The organism is Halopenitus salinus, assembly GCF_042662125.1.
Classification (GTDB): Archaea; Halobacteriota; Halobacteria; order Halobacteriales; family Haloferacaceae; genus Halopenitus; species Halopenitus salinus.
The window spans coordinates 95,195-115,060 of sequence record NZ_JBHSXL010000006.1 but is presented as its reverse complement, the minus strand read 5'-3'; the positions used below and the strand labels follow the sequence as shown (position 1 = coordinate 115,060).

18 protein-coding genes are annotated in these 19,866 nt (G+C 68.2%); 12 read left to right on the top strand and 6 right to left on the bottom strand.

What is annotated here, in order from left to right:
* Positions 1 to 62: 62 nt before the first annotated feature.
* Positions 63 to 1,244, top strand: coding sequence for a 3-dehydroquinate synthase II (locus ACFQE9_RS06735; RefSeq protein WP_379742232.1), 1,182 nt, complete (start codon positions 63 to 65; stop codon positions 1,242 to 1,244).
* A gap of 129 nt (positions 1,245 to 1,373) precedes the next feature.
* On the opposite strand, the gene ACFQE9_RS06730 is transcribed toward ACFQE9_RS06735, so the two are convergent.
* Positions 1,374 to 1,634, bottom strand: coding sequence for a DUF7575 domain-containing protein (locus tag ACFQE9_RS06730; RefSeq protein ID WP_379742228.1), 261 nt, complete (start codon positions 1,632 to 1,634; stop codon positions 1,374 to 1,376).
* Positions 1,635 to 2,187: 553 nt separating this feature from the next.
* Between ACFQE9_RS06730 and aspS the strand changes: the two genes are divergently transcribed.
* On the top strand, positions 2,188 to 3,501 hold the full coding sequence (aspS, locus tag ACFQE9_RS06725; RefSeq protein WP_379742225.1) for an aspartate--tRNA(Asn) ligase: 1,314 nt from the start codon (positions 2,188 to 2,190) through the stop codon (positions 3,499 to 3,501).
* A 7-nt stretch (positions 3,502 to 3,508) separates the two neighbouring features.
* Complete coding sequence (locus ACFQE9_RS06720) at positions 3,509 to 4,480, top strand: pantoate kinase (RefSeq protein ID WP_379742222.1); 972 nt, start codon at positions 3,509 to 3,511, stop codon at positions 4,478 to 4,480.
* Between the two features lie 31 nt (positions 4,481 to 4,511).
* Here the strand turns inward: ACFQE9_RS06720 and ACFQE9_RS06715 are convergent, their stop codons facing one another.
* A complete protein-coding gene (locus ACFQE9_RS06715; RefSeq protein ID WP_379742219.1) occupies positions 4,512 to 5,429 on the bottom strand; it encodes a CPBP family intramembrane glutamic endopeptidase in 918 nt (305 codons plus the stop codon).
* An 83-nt stretch (positions 5,430 to 5,512) separates the two neighbouring features.
* Positions 5,513 to 7,855 carry an ATP-dependent protease LonB gene (gene lonB / locus ACFQE9_RS06710; protein ID WP_379742215.1) on the bottom strand — a complete coding sequence of 781 codons (2,343 nt, stop codon included), beginning with the start codon at positions 7,853 to 7,855 and terminating at the stop codon, positions 5,513 to 5,515.
* Between the two features lie 170 nt (positions 7,856 to 8,025).
* Between lonB and ACFQE9_RS06705 the strand changes: the two genes are divergently transcribed.
* A complete protein-coding gene (locus ACFQE9_RS06705) occupies positions 8,026 to 8,547 on the top strand; it encodes a nicotinamide-nucleotide adenylyltransferase (RefSeq protein ID WP_379742210.1) in 522 nt (173 codons plus the stop codon).
* A 50-nt stretch (positions 8,548 to 8,597) separates the two neighbouring features.
* Here ACFQE9_RS06705 and ACFQE9_RS06700 read toward each other — a convergent pair whose 3' ends face one another.
* Positions 8,598 to 9,386 carry an SDR family NAD(P)-dependent oxidoreductase gene (locus tag ACFQE9_RS06700; RefSeq protein ID WP_379742207.1) on the bottom strand — a complete coding sequence of 263 codons (789 nt, stop codon included), beginning with the start codon at positions 9,384 to 9,386 and terminating at the stop codon, positions 8,598 to 8,600.
* Positions 9,387 to 9,454: 68 nt separating this feature from the next.
* Positions 9,455 to 10,477, bottom strand: a complete 1,023-nt coding sequence (gene ncsA, locus ACFQE9_RS06695; RefSeq protein WP_379742204.1) for a tRNA 2-thiolation protein NcsA — start codon at positions 10,475 to 10,477, stop codon at positions 9,455 to 9,457.
* A 133-nt stretch (positions 10,478 to 10,610) separates the two neighbouring features.
* Here ncsA and ACFQE9_RS06690 point away from each other — a divergent pair, with 133 nt between their 5' ends.
* From ACFQE9_RS06690 to ACFQE9_RS06665, 6 genes are all read left to right on the top strand, one after another.
* A complete protein-coding gene (locus tag ACFQE9_RS06690) occupies positions 10,611 to 11,090 on the top strand; it encodes an RNA-binding protein (RefSeq protein ID WP_379742201.1) in 480 nt (159 codons plus the stop codon).
* Positions 11,091 to 11,357: 267 nt separating this feature from the next.
* A complete protein-coding gene (locus tag ACFQE9_RS06685) occupies positions 11,358 to 12,200 on the top strand; it encodes a polyprenyl synthetase family protein (RefSeq protein WP_379742198.1) in 843 nt (280 codons plus the stop codon).
* Between the two features lie 181 nt (positions 12,201 to 12,381).
* Positions 12,382 to 13,095, top strand: a complete 714-nt coding sequence (locus tag ACFQE9_RS06680; protein WP_379742195.1) for a phosphoribosyltransferase family protein — start codon at positions 12,382 to 12,384, stop codon at positions 13,093 to 13,095.
* 167 nt (positions 13,096 to 13,262) lie between these two features.
* Positions 13,263 to 14,642 carry an NCS2 family permease gene (locus tag ACFQE9_RS06675; RefSeq protein WP_379742192.1) on the top strand — a complete coding sequence of 460 codons (1,380 nt, stop codon included), beginning with the start codon at positions 13,263 to 13,265 and terminating at the stop codon, positions 14,640 to 14,642.
* A 77-nt stretch (positions 14,643 to 14,719) separates the two neighbouring features.
* Positions 14,720 to 14,974 carry a glutathione S-transferase N-terminal domain-containing protein gene (locus ACFQE9_RS06670; protein ID WP_379742189.1) on the top strand — a complete coding sequence of 85 codons (255 nt, stop codon included), beginning with the start codon at positions 14,720 to 14,722 and terminating at the stop codon, positions 14,972 to 14,974.
* A gap of 258 nt (positions 14,975 to 15,232) precedes the next feature.
* Positions 15,233 to 15,784: a DoxX family protein gene (locus ACFQE9_RS06665; RefSeq protein WP_379742186.1), complete on the top strand. Its 552-nt coding sequence runs from the start codon at positions 15,233 to 15,235 to the stop codon at positions 15,782 to 15,784.
* Between the two features lie 61 nt (positions 15,785 to 15,845).
* Here ACFQE9_RS06665 and ACFQE9_RS06660 read toward each other — a convergent pair whose 3' ends face one another.
* Complete coding sequence (locus ACFQE9_RS06660; RefSeq protein ID WP_379742183.1) at positions 15,846 to 16,814, bottom strand: transcriptional regulator; 969 nt, start codon at positions 16,812 to 16,814, stop codon at positions 15,846 to 15,848.
* Between the two features lie 291 nt (positions 16,815 to 17,105).
* Here ACFQE9_RS06660 and ACFQE9_RS06655 point away from each other — a divergent pair, with 291 nt between their 5' ends.
* On the top strand, positions 17,106 to 18,242 hold the full coding sequence (locus ACFQE9_RS06655) for a CNNM domain-containing protein (protein WP_379742180.1): 1,137 nt from the start codon (positions 17,106 to 17,108) through the stop codon (positions 18,240 to 18,242).
* Positions 18,243 to 18,296: 54 nt separating this feature from the next.
* Complete coding sequence (locus tag ACFQE9_RS06650; protein WP_379742177.1) at positions 18,297 to 19,814, top strand: TiaS agmantine-binding domain-containing protein; 1,518 nt, start codon at positions 18,297 to 18,299, stop codon at positions 19,812 to 19,814.
* Positions 19,815 to 19,866: the final 52 nt, after the last annotated feature.

Sequence of the window (19,866 nt, the reverse complement as noted above, 5' to 3'; positions counted from 1 at the left end):
TCCCGCTCGACGTCGGGTCCGTTTCCGCAGTTTTCAAGCACCGAGGGGTCGACCTATCGACAATGACACGTAGCGTCTGGGTGAAGGCCGACGACGAGGTCGGCGAGTGGGAGCAGCGAAAACGCCGGATCACGGCCGGGATCGAGGCCGGCGTCGACTGGGTGCTCGTCGACGAGTACGACGTTCCGCGAGTGCGCGAGCTGGGCGACGTCGACGTGGCGGCGTTCCGGTCGGACGCCGACGTCGTCGACGAGGCCGAGGCCGACGCGGCGGACGCCGAGGCCGACGCCTACGTCGTCGGCAAGGACGGCGAGGGCGACGGGACCGTCTCGATGCCCGACGACCTGGCCGGCTCCGCGGACCTCACGACCCTTCGGCGTCGAGACGACCGCGTGCAGGGCGTCTACACCCGCATCCTCGACGAGCGCTACGAGGCCTTCGCGGAGGACGCGGCGAACGACGCCGAGTACACGATCGTCGTCGGCGAGGACTGGACGATCATTCCCCTCGAGAACCTCATCGCTCGCGTCGGCGACGACACCCACCTCGTGGCGGGCGTCACCTCCGCCGAGGAGGCCCGGACCGCCTTCGAGACGCTCGAGACCGGAGCCGACGGCGTGCTCGTCGACAGCGACTCGCCCGACGAGATCCGCGGCGCCGTCGAGGCCCGAGACACCGCCGCCCGCGAGCAGCTCGACCTCCGGTACGCCGAGGTGATCGACGTCGAACGCACCGGCATGGCCGACCGCGTCTGCATCGACACGGGCAGCCTGATGGACCACGACGAGGGGATGCTCGTGGGATCGATGTCCCGCGGGCTCTTTTTCGTCCACGCCGAGACCGCGGAGAGCCCCTACGTCGCCTCCAGGCCGTTCCGGGTCAACGCCGGCGCGGTTCACGCGTACGTCCGCACCCCCGACGGCGGCACGAAATACCTGGCCGGGCTGCGCTCGGGCGACGAGGTGCAGGTGCTCGACACCGACGGCCACACCCGCGAGGCGATCGTCGGTCGCGTGAAGATCGAAAAACGGCCCATGTTCCGCGTCGAGGCGGAAGTCGAGACCGAAGACGGCGTCGACCGCGTCGAGACCCTCCTGCAGAACGCGGAGACCATCAAGGTCGCGACCCGGGAGGGACGCACCGCCGTGACCGACCTCGAGGTCGGCGACGAGGTGCTCCTCCACTACGAGGACGTCGCTCGCCACTTCGGCGAGACGGTGGAGGAGAGCATCATCGAAAAATAACGCACCGCCGAGAAACGGCGCACCGTCGTGGGCTGGTCCCCCCGCGAACCGACCCATCGGGAACTGCCCATCGAGGTCGGGACTCACATCGGTCGCGTCCCGGTCTCGTTCCCCGACTCGCTCTTCGATTCACTCCTCGTCCGGTCCCGGAAGCGGCTCCGTACACCAGTGACAGAAGTCGAGCTCCGCGTCGGTCTCCTTGCCGCAGTGGGGACACTTGAGGGTCGCCCCCTCGACGTCCTGGTGATCCCGTCCGCGGATCCCGGCCTTCCGGTCGCCCTCCGTCCGTTCGGACTCGGGCGACCCGTCACTCGAGGCGGTGCCGGCCCCGCCCACGTCGACGATCGACTCTCGCCGTCCGGCCTGGCGACGCTCGCGGCGTCCGATCACGAACGCGTCGAGTACTGATAATAACGTTAAAAATAGGATCGGAACTACTACCTCTGGAGGAAGTGATTCCGAGTATTCTATCAGGCCCACATTTGGATCTTCTGGGATCGTTCCGTAGAATACCTGTAATATGACTCCAATTGAGCTGATCGTTAAGATCCATACGAATGCACGGCCCCAGTGGCGGAGAAATGCATGACCAAGCCCCGGAAACAGAAACGCGAATATCGCGGCCAGCCACGGTCGAAATCGATCTCGCATTAACCCTACTTGTTGGGGAATCCTCCTGAAACTTCTGCATTCCACAACTTCGCCAGAACGTATGTTCTCCCTCGCTCTGACCTTTTGATGGGCCGTCAACCCACAAACCGTGCTGTAATCATCTGATCGCTCTTCTGATTGTCCCGCCCCTCGCGTACTCGGTTCAGTCGGTCGATCTCGCCGCGAAGCGTCGCGATTCGACGGGAGTCTCGAGATCGTAACGGGGGGATTCGCGCCGGCCGGGAGACGCGAATCAACGTCCTTTAAGCCGCCTCTCACGGAACGGTGGAGTATGCAGGGACTCGACGACCGCACGTACACGGCCGACGCCGAGCCGGGCGATCGCGTCACGATCGCCGGCTGGGTCCACGAGATTCGCGATCTGGGCGGCATCGCCTTCCTCATCCTCCGCGATACGACGGGACGCATCCAGGTCAAATTCGAGAAGGACGAGATGGACGACGACCTCGTCGAGACCGGACTCGGCGTCTCCCGCGAGTCCGTGATCGCCGTCACGGGCGACGTCGACGAGGAGCCGCGCGCGCCGACCGGCGTCGAGGTGACGCCCGACTCGCTCGAGGTCGTCGCCGAGGCCGACACCGAGCTCCCGCTCGATCCCTCGGGCAAGGTCGACGCCGAATTGCCGACGCGTCTGGACAACCGGACGCTCGACCTCCGCAAGCCGGAGGTCAAGGCCATCTTCGAGATCCGCGCGGAGATCCTCCGGGCGGCCCGAGAGGCGTTCCGCGAGGCGAACGCCACGGAGATCACCACGCCGAAGATCGTCGCCACGGGGACCGAGGGCGGCACCGAGCTGTTCCCGATCACCTACTTCGGCGAGGAGGCGTTCATGAACCAGTCGCCCCAGCTGTTCAAACAGCTGACCGCCGGCTCCGGGCTCGAGCGCGTCTTCGAGATCGGCCCGATCTTCCGGGCGGAAGAACACAACACGCCGCGACACCTCAACGAGGCGACCTCCATCGACTTCGAAGGCGCCTTCTGTGACCACGCGGACGCCATGGACGTCTGTGAGTCCGTCGTCCGCTCGGCCTACGAGGCCGTCGAGGAGAACTGCGCGGAGCAGCTCGAGACCCTCGGGCTCGCGGCCGACTTCGAGGCGCCGAGCGAGGCCTTCCCCCGGCTCACCTACGAGGAGGCGATCGAACGCATCAACGCCACCGGCGAGCTCGACGAACAGCTCGTCTGGGGCGACGACCTCCCCACGGAGGGCGAACACGCCCTCGGCGAGGACGTCGGCCAGCACTACTTCATCACCGACTGGCCCTCGGAGATCAAGCCGTTCTACATCAAGGACCACGACGACGACGAGACCCTCTCGACCGGCTTCGACCTCATGCACCCGCGCATGGAGCTCGTCTCGGGCGGCCAGCGCGAACACCGCTACGAGGAGCTCATCGCCGGATTCGAACAGCAGGGGCTCGACCCCGACGAGTTCGAGTACTACACGAAGATGTTCAAATACGGCATGCCCCCCCACGCCGGCTGGGCCATCGGCGCCGAGCGGCTCGTGATGACGCTTCTCGACCTCGACAACATCCGCGAGGCCGTGCTCTTCCCGCGCGACCGCCAGCGGCTGAGCCCCTGATCGCGGCATGACCGACGACCCGAGCGGTACCGATCCCTCGACCACGGACGCCGACCCCCGTGTCGGCGCCGTCGACCGTGCTTCAGCTGTCGACTCCGGGACCGACGCCAGCTCACGCGCGTTCGTTCCGGGCCACGTGACCGGGTTCTTCAGCGCACATCCCGACGAGAACCCCCGATCCGCCGGCTCCCGCGGGGCCGGGATCGCGCTCGCCGAGGGCGTCGAGGTCTCCGTCGTGCCGGCCGATGGAGATGAACTACCCTCCCGATCCGGATCGACGGACCCGTCCCCCATCGACGTCAGGTTGAACGGCGAGGGGGCCGACATCGAACCGGTCGAGGCGGTCCTTTCCGCGCTCGATGCGACCCCACGGACCGCAGGCGTCGAGGTCGAGACCGACCTCCCGGTCGGGGCGGGATTCGGCGTCTCGGGGGCGGCCGCGCTCGGGACCGCCCTCGCCGTCAACGACGCCTTCGCGTGCGGGCGTTCGGAGAACGAACTCGTGGCCGTCGCCCACGTCGCGGAGGTGGAGGCGGGCACCGGCCTGGGCGACGTCGTCGCCCAGGCGCGCGGCGGGATTCCGATCCGGATCGAGCCCGGCGCGCCCGGCTACGGGTCGCTCGACGGCGTGCCCGCGACCGGCCGGATCGAGTACGTCTCCTTCGGCGAGCTCTCGACCGCCGCGGTCCTCTCGGAGGACACCGCCGGGCTCTCCGCCGCCGGCGAGCGCGCCCTCTCGACCCTCCGGGACGACCCGACGCTTTCGACCCTTCTCGCGTCCTCGCGGCGGTTCGCCCGGGAGGCGGGACTGCTCGTTCCCGAGGTCGCGGAGGCCATCGATCTCGTCGACGACGCCGGCGGCGAGGCGGCGATGGGGATGCTCGGTCGGACCGTAATCGCCCTCGGGGACGGCCTCTCGGCCGCCGGCTACGACCCCGACGTCACCCGGATCCATCAGGCCGGCGCCCGCCTTCTGTGATCGACGGATCTGTGATCGGGTCCGAGCGACCCTAGTCGGGCCGCAGCGGATCCCCGGGTGCCGTCCCGAACCACCCGTGTGTCAGGAACTCCGCCGCGTTCACCACGTAGTGGGCGACGACGACGGCGAGGAGGCTTCCGGTCGCGATGAACATCGCCGCGAGGGCGACGCCGAGGACGCCGGTCACGGCGATCCCAACCCGTCCCTGCGCTCCGTGGCCGAGACCGAAGGCGATCGACGACCCGACCGCGAGCGGCCACGGATCGATTCCGAATCCGATCGCGAACGCGCCGACGAGCGCGCCGCGAAAAAGCGTCTCCTCGAAGACCGCGATCGTGGGCAACACGACGACGAGCAGGGCCGCCCACTCGCGGCGCGTGGCGGGCGAGAGCGTCTCTCGAAGTCGATCCGGGGCGCCGTATCCCGCCCGTTCGGCGAGGGCCGCGGCCAGGTCGTCCAACACGTAGAGCGCGAGTCCGGCCGCGAACCCGTATCCCGTCGCGCGTCCGATCGCGGCGAGGTCCCTCACCGATCCGGCTCCCGCCCACGGTCCCACGCCGAACGCGCTCGCCGGGACGTCGCTGCCCCACGCGATCGCGACGACGACGGCGAAAAACAGCGCCTGCGTGATCGTGACGTTCGCGAAAAGCGCCAGCGTCGAGACGGAGTCGTCGATACCTCGCTCGACGCCATCGGTCGGATGGTCTCGCTCGACGCCGTCTGTCGGATGGCCTCGTTCGGCGTCGTCAGCCTCGCGATCGGCCGTCCCGTCGCTCGGTTCGCCGTCGAGACTTTTTTCCACCGGATCGGTCGGGTAATTCGCCCGTGACCGACTCCGCTCTCCGTCCTCGGCGATCCGATCGAGCACCCGCCGTGACCGGCGCGTCAAGACGAGAAGAACGAGCGTCAAGGCGAGGATCGCCGCGCCGAAGCCGGTCCAGTTCGACATCGGTTGAGTGGGTCGCGACCGCGGATCGGATTCCGACGCGGGCGGGGGTCACCGCCCACCCCGGCTCGACCCTCGGCCGTGGATTACTGCGGGCTCGGGTTCGAGGGGTTCGCCACGCCCTTCTCTTTGAGCGCGGAGCCCGTGATCGACTTCAGCCGGTCGACGAGCGAGTCCGTCTCGGGTTCGCCCTCCATGGCGATCTCGAGGACCTCGCTGATGTGGCTGACGGGGATGACCTCGATCATCTCCTCGTACTCGTCCTCGATCATCACGTCCTGTTCGTTGGCGGCCGGGATGATGACCCGGTCGCAGCCCGCCTTGGCGGCGGCCTCGATCTTGTGGGTGACGCCGCCGACTGGCAACACGTCGCCGCGGACCGAAAGCGAGCCGGTCATCGCCAGGCTCTGGTCGACGCCGACGCCCTCAAGCGCGCTGATCACGGCCGTCGCGACCGTGATGGACGCGGAGTCGCCGTCGACGCCCTGCTGGCCGGCCTGGACGAACTGGATGTGGATGTCCTTCTCGGAGATGTTCTCGTCGGAGAACTTCTTGATGATCGCGGAGACGTTCGAGACCGACTCCTGGGCCATCTCCTTGAGCTGGCCGGTCGCGATGACCTCGCCCGGCCCCTGGGAGGGCGCGACCTCGGCCATCACCGGGAGCATGATCCCGGAGTCCTCGCCCATCACGGCGAGGCCGTTGACCCGTCCGACGACGTAGCCGTCGGAGACCTGCAGCTCGTAGTCCTTCCGGCGCTCGATGAAGTCGTCGGCGAGCTGCTGTTCGATCGACCGCGAGCGTCCCTTCGCCTGGAGCACGTGGTCGCGGGTGGTGTAGTCGGCCCCCTCGCCGCGGGCGATGTCGCCCGCCACTCGAACGAGGCCGCCGAGGTTCCGGAAGAGGAGCGTGAGGTGGCCCTTTCGGCCGGCGCGGCGTTTCGCCTCGAGGATGACCTCCTCTATCGCCTCCGCCGTGAACTCGGGGAGCCGCCCGTCGTTTGTGACCTCCTGGGCCACGAAGCGGGCGTACTTGCGGCGCATCTCGGGGGTGTCCTCGATCGTGTCCTCCATGTACACCTCGTAGCCGTAGCCCTTGATGCGCGAGCGCAGCGCCGGGTGCATGTTCTCCATCGCGTCGAGGTTCCCGGCGGCGATCATCACGAAGTCGGTCGGGACGGGTTCGGTCTGGACCATCGCGCCCGAGGAGCGCTCGGACTGGCCCGTAATGGAGAACTCGCCCTCCTGGATCGCCGTCATCAGGTGCTGTTGGCTCCGGATGTCGAGGGTATTGATCTCGTCGATGAACAACACGCCCTTGTTCGCCTGGTGGATGGCGCCGGCCTCGACGCGGTCGTGGCTCGGCGTCTCCATCCCGCCGGACTGGAAGGGGTCGTGGCGGACGTCGCCGAGCAGCGCGCCGGCGTGGGCGCCCGTCGCGTCCTCGAAGGGCGCGGTCTTCGTGTCCGCGTTGTTCACGAGGAGGTTCGGGATCATGGCGTCGGACCCGCGGTTCATGTACCGGAACGCGAGCCAGATGACGCCGGCCGCGATGATGCCGAGGAGGATCTGTCCGGCGATGATGAGCGCGTAGCCCAACACGACCGCGATGATGATCCACATGAGGAAGCTGCGCATCTGGTTGCGCTTTCTGGCCTCCTCCCTGTGTGCCTCCAGTATCTGTTCGCCCTTGCCGGCCGGGACGGTCCGCACCTTCGGATTGTTCCCGTCGTCCGGGTTGTGGTAGACGAGAACGTCCTGTAGCTCCTCTTTGGGCAGCATCTCGGCCATCGCCTTCGCGAGCATCGACTTGCCGGTGCCGGGCGAGCCGATCATCATCACGTGTCGGCGCTGTTTGGCCGCCTTGATGATGACGTCGCGGGCGTGTTCCTGGCCGATCACCTGGTCGACGAGCCGATCGGGGATCTCGATGTCCTCCGTGGAGTCGACCTTGAGTCCGCCGAGCAGGTCGTCCTCGTCGGGATCCTCTTCGACCTCGGCGCCGTGGACCTCGACGGAGCTTCCGAGCTCCTCGATGTCCGGCGTTTCCGTCCCGTCCTCCTCGTTCGTCGTTTCGCTCGCGTCTCGGGGGACCGCCTCCTCGGCGTCCCGTTCGTCCGCGAGCGCTACCGTGAGCGCGCCGTCGTCGTCCGGATCGCCCCGTTTCCGATCGGGTGCGTCCGGGTCCCGCTCGGGATCAACCCGGTCTCCCTCGGAGCCGTTCCGTTCCTCGGATCCCGCCTCCGTGGCGTCGTCGGCCGGCGTTTCCGCCGGCTCATCCGTCGACCCCTCGGGTTCGGAGTCGGTCGGGGACGTCCCGGATCCGGCCTCACCGCTCTCGCGGTCGTCGTCGGGGGCCGGCTCCGTTCCATCCGTGGGATTGGCTCCCTCGTCGCTCGGGCGCTCCGTGTCGTCCTTCTCGTTGCTCATAGGGTGGTTCGTCGCTATTCGAAAACAGGCGACGGCGATTGATATACTTTCTCCCCCGACGATCGACGCCGACGTCCGGATGACCGGCCGATATAGCGTCTGAGGCGACCGTTCGTCCCATCACCGACGACTCGTCGGCTTTATAAATCCTCCCCTCGGTAGGTCCGGACATGCGGGGGTTCTATATCGGCCGTTTCCAGCCGTTCCACGACGGCCACCTGCACATGGTCGAGGAGATCGCCGAGGAGATCGACGAGCTCGTGCTCGGGATCGGCTCGGCCGGCGACTCCCACACCACGCGAAACCCCTTCACGGCCGGCGAGCGGGTGATGATGGTGACGAAGGCGGTCGAGGACCTCGACCTCACGACCTACGTCGTCCCGATCGAGGACCTCGACCGAAACTCCGTGTGGGTGAGCCACGTCCAGAGCATGTCGCCGGGGTTCCAGGTGGCTTACTCCAACAACCCCCTCGTCATCCGTCTCTTCGAGGAGGCCGGCGTCGAGGTTCGACAGTCCCCCATGTTCCGACGCGACGTCCTCGAGGGCGCCGAGCTGCGCGAGCGCATGATCCACGACCGCGACTGGGAGGCCCTCGTCCCGCCGGCGGTCGTCGAGGTCATCTCGGAGATCGACGGCGCCTCGCGCATCCGACGGATCGCGGAGACCGACTCGAACGGCGAGACGCTGTGACGCCGCTCCTCACGCTACGACTGCCGCTCCTCACGCTGTGACGCCCATCCTTACGCCTCGTCGAGCCGTTTCTCCCACTTCTCGGCGGCCAGCGACTCGCGGGTGATCCCGTCCGGTCCCTGTGCGAGCAGTCGCGTCGCCGCCTCGTCCATCACGTCGGGTTCCAACACCCCGTCTCGCTCGCTCTCGGGCAGGTGGTCCCAAAACCGCGTCTCGACGCGGCCGCCCGGATCGAGACAGTTGACGTTCACTCCGTCGTCGGCCACCTCGTCCGCGAGCGTGCGGGTGAATCCCTCGAGTCCCCACTTCGAGGCGACGTAGGGTCCCCACCCGGCCGACGCCCGCCGTCCCAGTCCCGAGGAGACGTTGATCACGTTGCCGCCGCCGGCGTCGATCATCGACGGCACCGCGTGTTTGACACAGAGGAACACCCCCGTGAGGTTGACAGAGAGGATCGCCTCCCAGTCCTCGAGGTCGACCTCGAGGATCTCTCGTTTCTCGTCGTACAGGCTCAACATCCCGATCCCGGCGTTGTTGACGAGTCCGGTCACCTCGCCGAACGTCTCGAGGCTCCGCGCGACGAGCGCCTCGACCGCCGCCTCGTCGGTGACGTCGGCCGGGACGACGAGCGTCTCGCCCGGAGCGTCCGCCACCTCGTCGGCGACCGCACGGAGGTCCGCCTCGCCGCGCGCGGTGAGGACCACGTTCGCGCCCTCTCGAACGAACCGCTTCGCCATCGAGGCGCCGAGCCCGCGGCTCGCCCCCGTGACGACGACCGTCTCGCCCGCGAGTCGTCCCGTTTCCGTCGATGCCCGTCCGTCGGACTCCGATCGCGTCATACTCCCCGGTGGAGGCGTCCACCTAAAAGGATGCGGGCGTCGAGTCGGCGCCTGCAGACTGCCTCGACTCAGACCGCCTCGATCGATTCGATCAGGCGGCACTTCCGGCAGACCTCGCGGCTGGTGGTCGAGCCGCACTCGACGCACTCGCCGAGCGCGGTCCCCTCGTCGTCGCCGTCCTCGCGGTAGCGCTCGGCGACGATCCCCGCGAGCTCCTCGTAGCCCGCCATGATCGAGTGGCGCGTTCCCGGGTGGGACTCCTCGAGATCGTGGAGGAGGGACTGGATCTCGCCGCGGTAGGCCTCCTCGGCGTGGGGACACTCCGCCATGTGTGCGGGTAGATCCCGCAGGTGACAGTAGAGGGCGACCTCCCGCTCCGGGACGTCCCGGAGGGGCTTTGCGCGCGGGACGAAGTGGTCCGACTCCGCCCGGTGTCCGCCGTTTGTCGTTCCTCCATCGGAGCTCGCTTCCGCCCCCCGCTCGTCGAAGGGGCCGAGCGACGCGTCGAAGTGTTTCGCGACCTGTCGGACGTCGCCCTCGAGGAAGTTCATGAGCGCGGTCTGGGCCTCGTCGTCGAGGTTGTGGCCGGTGAGAAGCTTGTCGGCGCCGAACTCCTCGGCGTACGTCTCGAGCAGGTCGCGACGGAACACCCCGCAGTAGGCGCAGGCGGCCATGTTCTCGGGGTCCGTCTCGACGACGTCGTCCATCTCGACGCCGAACTCCTCGGCGTAGGAGACGACCTCGTGGCGCATCCCCAGGTCCTCGGCCAGTCGCTCGCAGGCGTCGAGGCTCTCGTCGCGGTACCCCTCGATCCCCTCGTGGATCGTGAGCGCGAGCATCTCCACGCGCGGGTCCCGCCCGAAGGTGTCGTCGAGGATCGACGCGAGGACGACGCTGTCCTTGCCGCCCGAGAGGCCGATCACCCACCGGTCCGGGTCCTCCGGCGTCGCGTCCGGATCGAGGAGGGAGTCCTCGCGGACCCGGCGGCGGACGCGCTTTTCGACCGACCGGCAAAAGTGGTCCTCACAGAGGTGGGCGCCGGAGTAGGCGGCGTGCATGACGGCGTCGGCACCGCACTTGTCGCAGTCCATCGCGAGTTGGTTGTCGACCCGGCGGGATACGGGTTTCGGGGTCGGATCGGCGCGTGCTCCCACCGCGATCCCCGTCGGATACACGCCCTCCGAACCAGGACGATTTATGCGCGTGCCGGTCCCACCCGGGCACATGCAGATCAAATCCCGTCACCACCTCCGCAGCGACGACATCGACGCGATCCGCGAGGCGCTCGCCGAGGGACTCGGCGTCGAGATCGACGGCGACGCCTTCGAGCTGGTCGAGCTGGTCGACTCGCCGTTCGATCTCGTCCTCGTCGACGGCGAACCGCTCGTCTTCTACGCCGACGACGAGCCGTTCCTCACGGTCCGCGGCGCCAACGCGACCGATCCCGACTCGGGGGTCGTCACGGTCGACGCCGGCGCGATCTCCTTCGTCTCGAACGGTGCCGACGTGATGCGGCCCGGAATCGTCGAGGCCGACTCCGACATCGAGGCCGGCGACCTCGTGGCGGTCGCCGAGGAGACCCACGGGAAGGTGCTCGCGATCGGACGCGCCCTCGTCGACGGCGGGGAGATGGTCGGCGAGGAGGGGAAGGTCGTCGAGTCGGTCCACCACGTCGGCGACGACCTCTACGAGTTCGACGTCTGAGGCGGTCGTTACGCGTTCGACGTCCGGGGCCGCTACGCGTTTGGCGTTGGACGCTCGCCTACCACTCGCGGACCGCCCCGTGTTACTAGGACAACATCTCGAGGAGCGTCGCGGGCGCGGAGAAGGAGACAGGCACGTCGCGCTCCCGTACCGGTCGCCGGCCCATCCGAGCGACACGATGCCGTCCGCCCCGCGAAACGAGCGGGACGCCCGTGCCCTCGGCGCGTTCCGTCACACCTTTGCGCCGCCGCCCCGTTATCGTGATCGATGGAGTACCTGCCACGTCGGGTCGCGCTCGTCGACGAGCGGCTCGAGGAGGTCATCGCGGGGATCGAGCCCCCGGAGCTTCGCGAGGAGCTCGAACACGTCGTCCTCGCCGGCGGCAAACGCGTCCGACCGGCGGTGACGATCCTCGCGTGCGAGGCGGTCGGGGGGGACCCCGACGACGCCGTCGACTTCGCGGCCGGGATCGAGCTGGTTCACAACGCCTCGCTCGTGGTCGACGACATCATCGACCGGTCGGCGGTCCGTCGCGGAACGCCCTCGGCGTGGGCCGAGTACGGTCACGGTCCGGCCATCGTCGCCTCCGACGGCCTCCTCGGCGAGGCGTTCGCGCTGTTCTCCTCGAACGAGCGTGCCATGGGGATCGTCGCGGAGGCGATGGTCGAACTCGGCGAGGGCGAGGCCGTCGAGCTCGTCGATCGGCCGACCGACGAGGCCGCCTACAAGTCGCTGGCGCGCAAGAAGACGGGGGCGCTCTTTCGAGCCGCGGCGGAACTCGGCGCGGTCGCCGCGGCGGCCGACCCGTTCGTGGTGGAGTCGTTCGGGGAATACGCCGAGCGCGTCGGCGTCGCCTTCCAGATGCGCGACGACGTACTCGATGCGACCGCCGACCCGGACGCGCTCGGCAAGCCGACCGGCCAGGACGCGGAGATGGACCGGCCCTCCGTCGTCCAGGTCACCCGACTCACGCCGGCGGAGGCCAACGAGGAGGCACGGGCGCAGTCGGACGCGGCCCTCTCGGCGCTCGATGCGACCGACCTCCCCGACACGGAGGCGATGCAGTACCTCCGCGACCTCGCCGAGTTCGTCGTCGTTCGCGAGCGGTGACCGGTCGTCGGCGTCTCGCCGGTGTTGTCCCGGCTCCGACGATCGTCGATCGGGCGCGTGTCGGGCTGTCCCCGAGCGCGCTCCGGTCCGCCGCGTCGATCCCGTGATGACCACGACTGTGGATCTATTCACCCGATACACACATCGATATATTCATACATACGCAATCTCGAACGTCGATATGAACCGCGCAGAGAAGGCCGCCCTCCAGCTGCAGGCGGTCGCCGTCCTCCGCATGTTGAAACGGACGCGGACCTACGACGAGCTATCGGATCTCACCACCCTGCCCGCGGGCGATCTCAACCGCTACGTCAACGGCCACGTGCTCCCCGGCGCCGACCGTGCACGCGAGATCGTCGAGGGGATCGGTCGGGAGGCGCTCGCCGACGAGCTGCGCGCACGGACCGAGATCGACGAGGAGGGCTACGTCGACAACTCCCGGGTCGTCTTCGACCAGTCGTTCCTCGACCTCGTCGCGCCGGTGGCCGCGGAGTCGTTCGCCTTCGACGCCCCGGACGTCGTGTTGACCGCGGCGACGGACGGGATCACCCTGGGAGCCGCGATGGCGTCCTTCTTCGACGCCGACCTCGCGTACGCGAAGAAGTCGAAGGAGACCGCGGTCGAGGAGTTCATCGAGTCCAGACAGCGGCTCGCTTCGGGGATCGAGTTGACCTACTACCTGCCCGCGAGCTCCATCGGCGCCGGCGACACCGTCCTGATCGTCGACGACCTCATTCGGTCCGGGGAGACCCAGGAGCTCCTCTTGGACATCGCCTTGCAGGCCGACGCCGACGTCACCGGCGTGTTCACCCTCATCGCCGTCGGCGGCGAGGGGCTCGAGCGCGCCCGCGAACTCACCGACGCGCCGGTCGGCGCGCTGGAACGCTTCGAGTAGGTCGCCGGTCGCGTCGAGTCGGTTCCCGTCGGACGCTTCGGATCGATTCCGGTCGGGCGGTTCGAATGGTTCCGGTCGGGCGGTACATTCCTCCCAGTATTGTGCGGCCGTGATCAACGCCTTCAGTAACGCTTATAGGTCGATCGTGAGAGATGCACAACCATTCAATGGGTTTCACAGACACGCTCGCCGATCGATTCGACGTCGCGGCACGCGGGTCCGACGTCCGGACGGAAGTGATCGCGGGGATAACCACCTTCCTCGCGATGTCGTACATCATCGTCGTCAACCCGTTCATCCTGGCGGAGGCGATCGAGATACCCGGATACGAGTTCTTCGAGGTCGTCCAGATGATCGCGATCGCGACCGTCCTCTCCTCGGCGGCCGCGACGCTGGTGATGGCCTTCTACGCCAACCGTCCGTTCGGACTCGCTCCCGGAATGGGGCTCAACGCCTTCTTCGCCTTCTCGGTGGTTCTCGGGCTGGGGATCCCGTGGCAGACGGCCCTCGCCGCCGTCTTCGCCGAGGGCGTTCTGTTCATGCTTCTCACGGCCGTCGGCGCGCGTAAGTACGTGATCCAGCTCTTTCCGGAGCCGGTGAAACGCGCGGTCGGCGCCGGTATCGGCCTGTTCCTGCTCTTCATCGGACTCCAGGAGCTGCAGGTCGTCGTTCCCGACGAGGCGACGCTCGTCACCCTCGGCGGCGTCTTCGGGAATCCGTGGGCGATCCTCGGCGTGTTCGGGCTCGTCCTCACCTTCTCCCTGTGGGCCCGCGGCGTCACCGGATCGGTCGTCCTCGGCATCCTGGCGACGTCGATCGTCGGCTGGGGGCTGACGCTCGGCGGCGTCTTCGAACGGGGCGTCGTCACGCCGGAGTCCCTTCCGTCCGCCCAATACGACATCACGCCGCTCGCCGGCGCGTTCCTCGACGGGCTCGCCGACATCGAGCCGTTCACGTTCGTATTGGTCGTGTTCACCTTCTTCTTCGTCGACTTCTTCGACACCGCCGGAACGCTGATCGGGGTCTCACAGTACGGCGACTTCCTCGACGAGGACGGCGACCTGCCCGAGATGGAGAAGCCGCTGATGGCCGACGCGGTCGGGACGACGGTGGGCGCCATGCTCGGCACCTCGACGGTGACGACCTACATCGAGTCCTCGACGGGCGTCGAGGAGGGCGGCCGGACCGGCCTCACCGCGCTCGTCGTCGCGCTCGGCTTCCTCGCGTCCCTCGTGTTGATCCCGGTCGTGGCGGCGATCCCCGGATACGCCTCCTTCATCGCGCTCGTCGTCGTCGGCGTGATGATGCTGCAAGGGCTCACGGAGGTCGACTGGGACGACCCCGCGTGGGCCGTCTCGGCGGGCCTCACCGTCACCGTGATGCCGTTCGCCTACTCGATCGCGGACGGTCTGGCGGCCGGCATCGTCGCGTACCCGATCATCAAACTCGCGGTCGGCGAACCCACGGACGTCTCGCTCGGACAGTACCTACTCGCCGCGTTGGTGGCCGCCTACTACGTCCTTCAGACGAGCGGCGTGATTCTGTAGGCTCTCGTCTCGACCCCGCGTCGGCGTTCCCCGACGTACCACGACCGTTAACCGATCGGCGCACGTACACCTCGTCGATGTCGAACATCGTTCTGTACGAACTCGAGGGCTGTCCGTACTGTGCGAAGGTCAAACAGAAGCTCGCGGACCTCGATCTCGAGTACGAATCGCGGATGGTCCCGCGCTCGCACGCCGAACGCGAGGAGGTCGAGGCGGTCAGCGGCCAGACCGGCGTGCCCGTCCTCGTCGACGAGGACCACGGCGTCGAGGGCATGTCGGAAAGCGACGACATCGTCGCCTACCTCGAGGAGACCTACGGCGAGGCGGCCTGATCGTCGTCGGATCATCCGTTCGACGTCCTCGAGGATCACCCGCTCGACGTCCTCGAGGCTCGATCGATCGACGTCCTCGGACGAACCCGGCCGGCCTCGACCACTCGAGTCGTCGATCGAGCGTGTGTTCCTCGCTCTCCGAGCCGAATACAAACCACGAACGATCACTCTATACGGATAGTTCTCACTTGATGGGAACCGTTCTCCGTATATAAGTCCGATTCCGCCGTATTTTCATCCGTAAGGAGGCAAAAAAACATGTCCACACAGGATGCACGCGGCTACCGCGTGCCGAAACTCGACGACGTGGGACCGAAACCCGAGTGGTTCGCCGTGGGGCTCCGGCTCGCGATGGGTTGGATCTTCATCACGGCCGGCCTCGGGAAGCTCCTCGAGGGCTTCACCGCCCAGGGGTACCTCGCGAACGTCGACCCGGCGAGCCCCCTGAGCGGGGTCTACGGCGCGATGGCCGCGAGCCCGGCCGTCATCGCCACGGTCGACGTCGCCGTCCCCGTCGGCCAGGTCCTGATCGGGACCGGACTGATCGTCGGCGGGCTCGTCCGCCTGGCGGCGTTCTTCGGCGCGATCCAGTCGCTGGCGTTCTACTTCGGCAACTGGGACATGGCCGGCGCCTACGACGTCCTCACGGGCTTCGTCACCTCGGAGCTCGTCTACGCGCTCGCCTTCCTCACGGTCGCGGCGTACGGGGCGGGCCGGTACTACGGCGCCGACCGGTTCATCGAGCGCTACGAGGTCGACGGCGAGCCGCTCGTCGAGCGCTACCCGCGGCTCCGGTACGTGCTCGGGTGAAGGGCGCGCTCGGGTGAGACACGTGCTCGAGTAGGAAACGCACTCGGATGCGGTTCGAGGCTCACGCCTCGGCCGGCTTCTCCGCGCGCTCCTCGATCAGCTCGCGGATCGCATCGGGGTCGTCCATCTCCGCGAGCTCCTCACAGGAGACGAGCCCCGTGCCGTCGACCTGCTCGCGCTTGCGCCTGTTCTCCGTGAAGTAGACGGAGCGCGTTTGGGCGACCGTGCCGATCGAGGACATGATCCGTGCACGCTTTTCGGCCGCCTCCGTGAACGTCGAGTGCCCGGTGAGCACCCGCATCTCGGGGCCGTCGTCCTCCGAGACCGCCTTGAAGGGCGCCCGGGCGGTCGGGTGAACCGTGAACCCGGCGGCGGTGAGCACGTGGAGGACGTGTTCGTCGTCGGGGTCGGCGTCCGGCGCCGACGGCGTCGGATCCGCCTCGCGAACGTCGTCAGCTCCCTCGAGTACCCGGACGGGATCGGAGAACGGTTGCTCGAAGATCTCCTCGAGCTGGATCGCGACCTCGACGGAGGCGTTCATCCCGTCCTCGTACTTCGAGACCGTGCGTCGCGAGACGCCCAGTTCCGTGGCCAGCCGGCCGAGCGACCAGCCGCGCTCCTCGCGCTCGTCGGCCAGCAGGTCGCCGTCGAGGCTGACGTAGAGCCCGCCGGGGGCCGCATAGATGAGCGGCGGGACCTCCTCGACGAAGAGGTCGTAGGCGGTATCCGGGTTCACCACCGGCACGCCGTGCCGGAAGTAGACGACGCCGGGCTTGAGGTCCTCGTCGCGAGTCCGCAGCCCGATGAGCATCGGCGTCGCCTCCAGGTACTCGCCGAGCCGGCGCAGCTCCGCGCCGGTTTCGGCGTCGAGCGCGTCGATGTTGGCCAGGATCTTCAAAAGCAGCAGGTCCTCGCCGCGGCGGGCCGCCAGGTCGAAGCTCTTGGGTCGAACCGCACAGCGATCGCTGACGAGGAACTCCGCGTCCTCCAACATCGCCGTGAGGTTCTCGACCAGCGCTGCCCGTGACATGGACGAAAATACCCATTCGGTACGTAAATACGTTGTGCCGGAATGCCCGGTTCGACGCGTCGCTATCCCGCGGTTTCGATCCGCGGCGGGGACGTCGCCTTTCCACGGCGTTGATTTCGGCCGCCCGCGGCGTGGACGTCGACCGCCCGTAGTGTGGACTCGACCGCCCGCGGTGTTGGACATCGATCACCCGCAGTGTGGACTCGACCGCCGTTCGTCGGAGTCGCGGACGACTCGGGGACGACGAGTCCGCATCACAATTAACCATGTGGCGCAAATACGGCGAGTCGAATGACACCGACCGAGATCGGCATCCGGCTGTTCGCCGGGATCCTCCTCATCCTCGCGAACGGGTTCTTCGTCGCGATCGAGTTCGCGTTGACGCGCGTTCGGCAATATCCGGAATCGGAGTTCGACACCCCCGCTCTCCGCCGAGCGTGGGAGATGACCCAGGATCTCGAGATCTATCTCACGAGCTGTCAGGTCGGGATCACCGCCTCGAGCATCGCGGTCGGTATCGTCGCGGAGCCCGCCCTCGCCGCGCTCTTCGAGCCGTTCTTCGCCGGCGGCGTGTTCGCGTCGATCGGCGCCGGCGGCCTCATCGCGTTCGGGATCATCAACCTCCTGCACCTCACCCACGGCGAACAGACGCCGACCTACCTCGGCGTCGAGCGCTCGAAGTTCGTGTGTCGGTACGGGGCGCGTCCGCTCTACTGGTTCGCGTGGCTCATCTCGCCCGTGATGCGGATCGGCGATTCGGTGGCCAAGGCGACCCTGCGGTTGTTCGGCGTCGAGATGACCGGCGCGTGGCTCGAGACGGAGACCGACGTCATCGAGTCGCGCGCGGACCTCCGCAACCGCCTCGGGTCGCTTCTCGACGAGGGCGATCTCCCCTCGGAACGGCGCGAGGAGGTGCTCAACGCGCTCGACGTGGACGAGCGGCTCGTCGAGGAGGTGATGGTCGACGTCGAGGACGTCGTCGCGATCTCGACGGCCGCCTCGATCGAGGAGAACTTCGAGCGCATCCGACGGACGCCCCACTCCAGATTCCCGCTGATCGGCGAGGACCCCTCCGACCTGCGCGGCGTCGTGTACGCCCCCGCGATCTTGAACCACGTGGACGACCTCCAGGACGGCTCCGTGTCGTTCGCGGACATCGCGGCCCCGCCGATGACGATCCCGGCCGGGACGAGCCTCAGCGAGGCCTTCGACCGGTTTCAGGAGAACCGACAGGAGCTCGCGCTCGTCTTCCGCGACGACGAGGCGATCGGACTGATCACCGCGACGGACGCGCTGGAGGCCGTGATGGGACAACTCGAGGACCCGCTCGATCGGGCGTGGGGTGACGACTCGAACGGCTCCGACGATCCGGCAGATCTGGGCGATCCGGTCGATTCGAGCGATCCTGACGATGCGGACTCGACGTGACGCTCCGGTCGCCGCCGCGAAACCGGCTTATTCTCCGAAGACGAACCGGGCCACGTGACCATCGTCGGCGTCGACGACACCGACTCCCGTTCGCTCGGGATGTGTACGACCTACCTCGCGACCCGGCTCGCGGAACGGATCCGCGAGCACGGTGGAACCGTCGAGCGACGGCTCCTGATCCGTCTCAATCCCGCAATCGAACACAAGACCCGGGGCAACGCGGCCCTCGCGCTTCACACCGACATGCCCGCCGCCGACGCCTTCGCGCTGGCCCGCGAGGAGATCGACGCACGGTCGATCGGCGATGACCCGCGGACCTCGCCCGGGGTCGTCGTCGCCGACGTCGCGGTCGCGGACGCCGGCACGATCGGCCCCTCGGAGGAGGGCCGATCCGCGGACGAGCGACGCGGGATCCCCCCCGCGGTTGCCGAGTTCGCCGAGGACGCACTCCGACGGCGTCACGACCTCGACGACGCCCTCTCTTTGATCGACTCGCATGGAATGTTCCACGCCGGGTTCGCCGCCGAGGGGTGTGATACCGAGGGGCGCGGGCGGATCGGCGCGCTCGCGGCGGTCGGCGCGTTCGCCGCTTTCGAGGAGTGGACCCACGAGCACATCGCCTATCGCGAGTTCGACCGGTGTGGCACGCCGAGGTCGGTCGACGTCGACTCCGTTCTCGAGGCGGCCGACTCCGCGTATCCGACCGTCTGGGACACCGCCGATCGCGACGCCGGGACGGCCGTCTGCGTCCCGAACGCGCCCGGCCCGATCCTCTACGGGATCCGGGGCGACGACCCCGAGGCGTGCCGCGCGGTGGCGGACCGGATCGACTCCGAGCCGGTGGACCGCTCGGCGACCTTCCTGACGAACCAGGGGACCGACGCCCACCTCGCGTCGGGGTCGATCGGGTCGCTTCGCGACGGCGCGGGCTACCGTGTCGACTGCGTGGTGTGTTCCCCGCCGGAGACCCGGCGCGGCGGCCACGTCTTCCTCGAGGTGACCTCTCCCCGGCTCGCCGACCGGCTCCGTCCGGACTCCCCCGAGTTCGACCCATCGCTCCTCGAATCCGTCACCTCGCCCCCCGCGGACGAGCGGCTTCTCGCCGCCGCCTTCGAGCCCACGAAGCGCTTTCGCGACCGGGTTCGGAACCTCCGGGTCGGCGATCGCCTCACGGTCTGCGGGGAGGTCTCCCGGCGCGAGCGCGGACGGGAAGCGCCGAGCGATTCCGACCGCCCGTCGGACGAATCCGGCCGATCGACGAACGGTCTTGCCCGATCGACGGACGGTCCCGACCGGACGATCAAACTCGAGAAGTTCGCCCTCCGCGACCCGGTCCGGACCGAGCGGGTCAACCCGACGTGTCCGTCCTGCGGCCGGTCGATGGCCTCCGCGGGACGCGACCAGGGGTATCGGTGTCGCGACTGCGGTACCCACGCTGACGAACGCGATCGGCGGCGGATCGATCGCGATCTGAAGCCCGGCTGGTACGAGGTTCCCCCGTGCGCGCGCCGCCACGTCGCGAAGCCCCTCGTTCGCGGCGGGTTCGACGCGTCGATCCATCCGGAGCGGTGATCCGCGTCTACGCGGCGATGATCCGCGTCGACACGGCGTGGCCCGTCCCTCG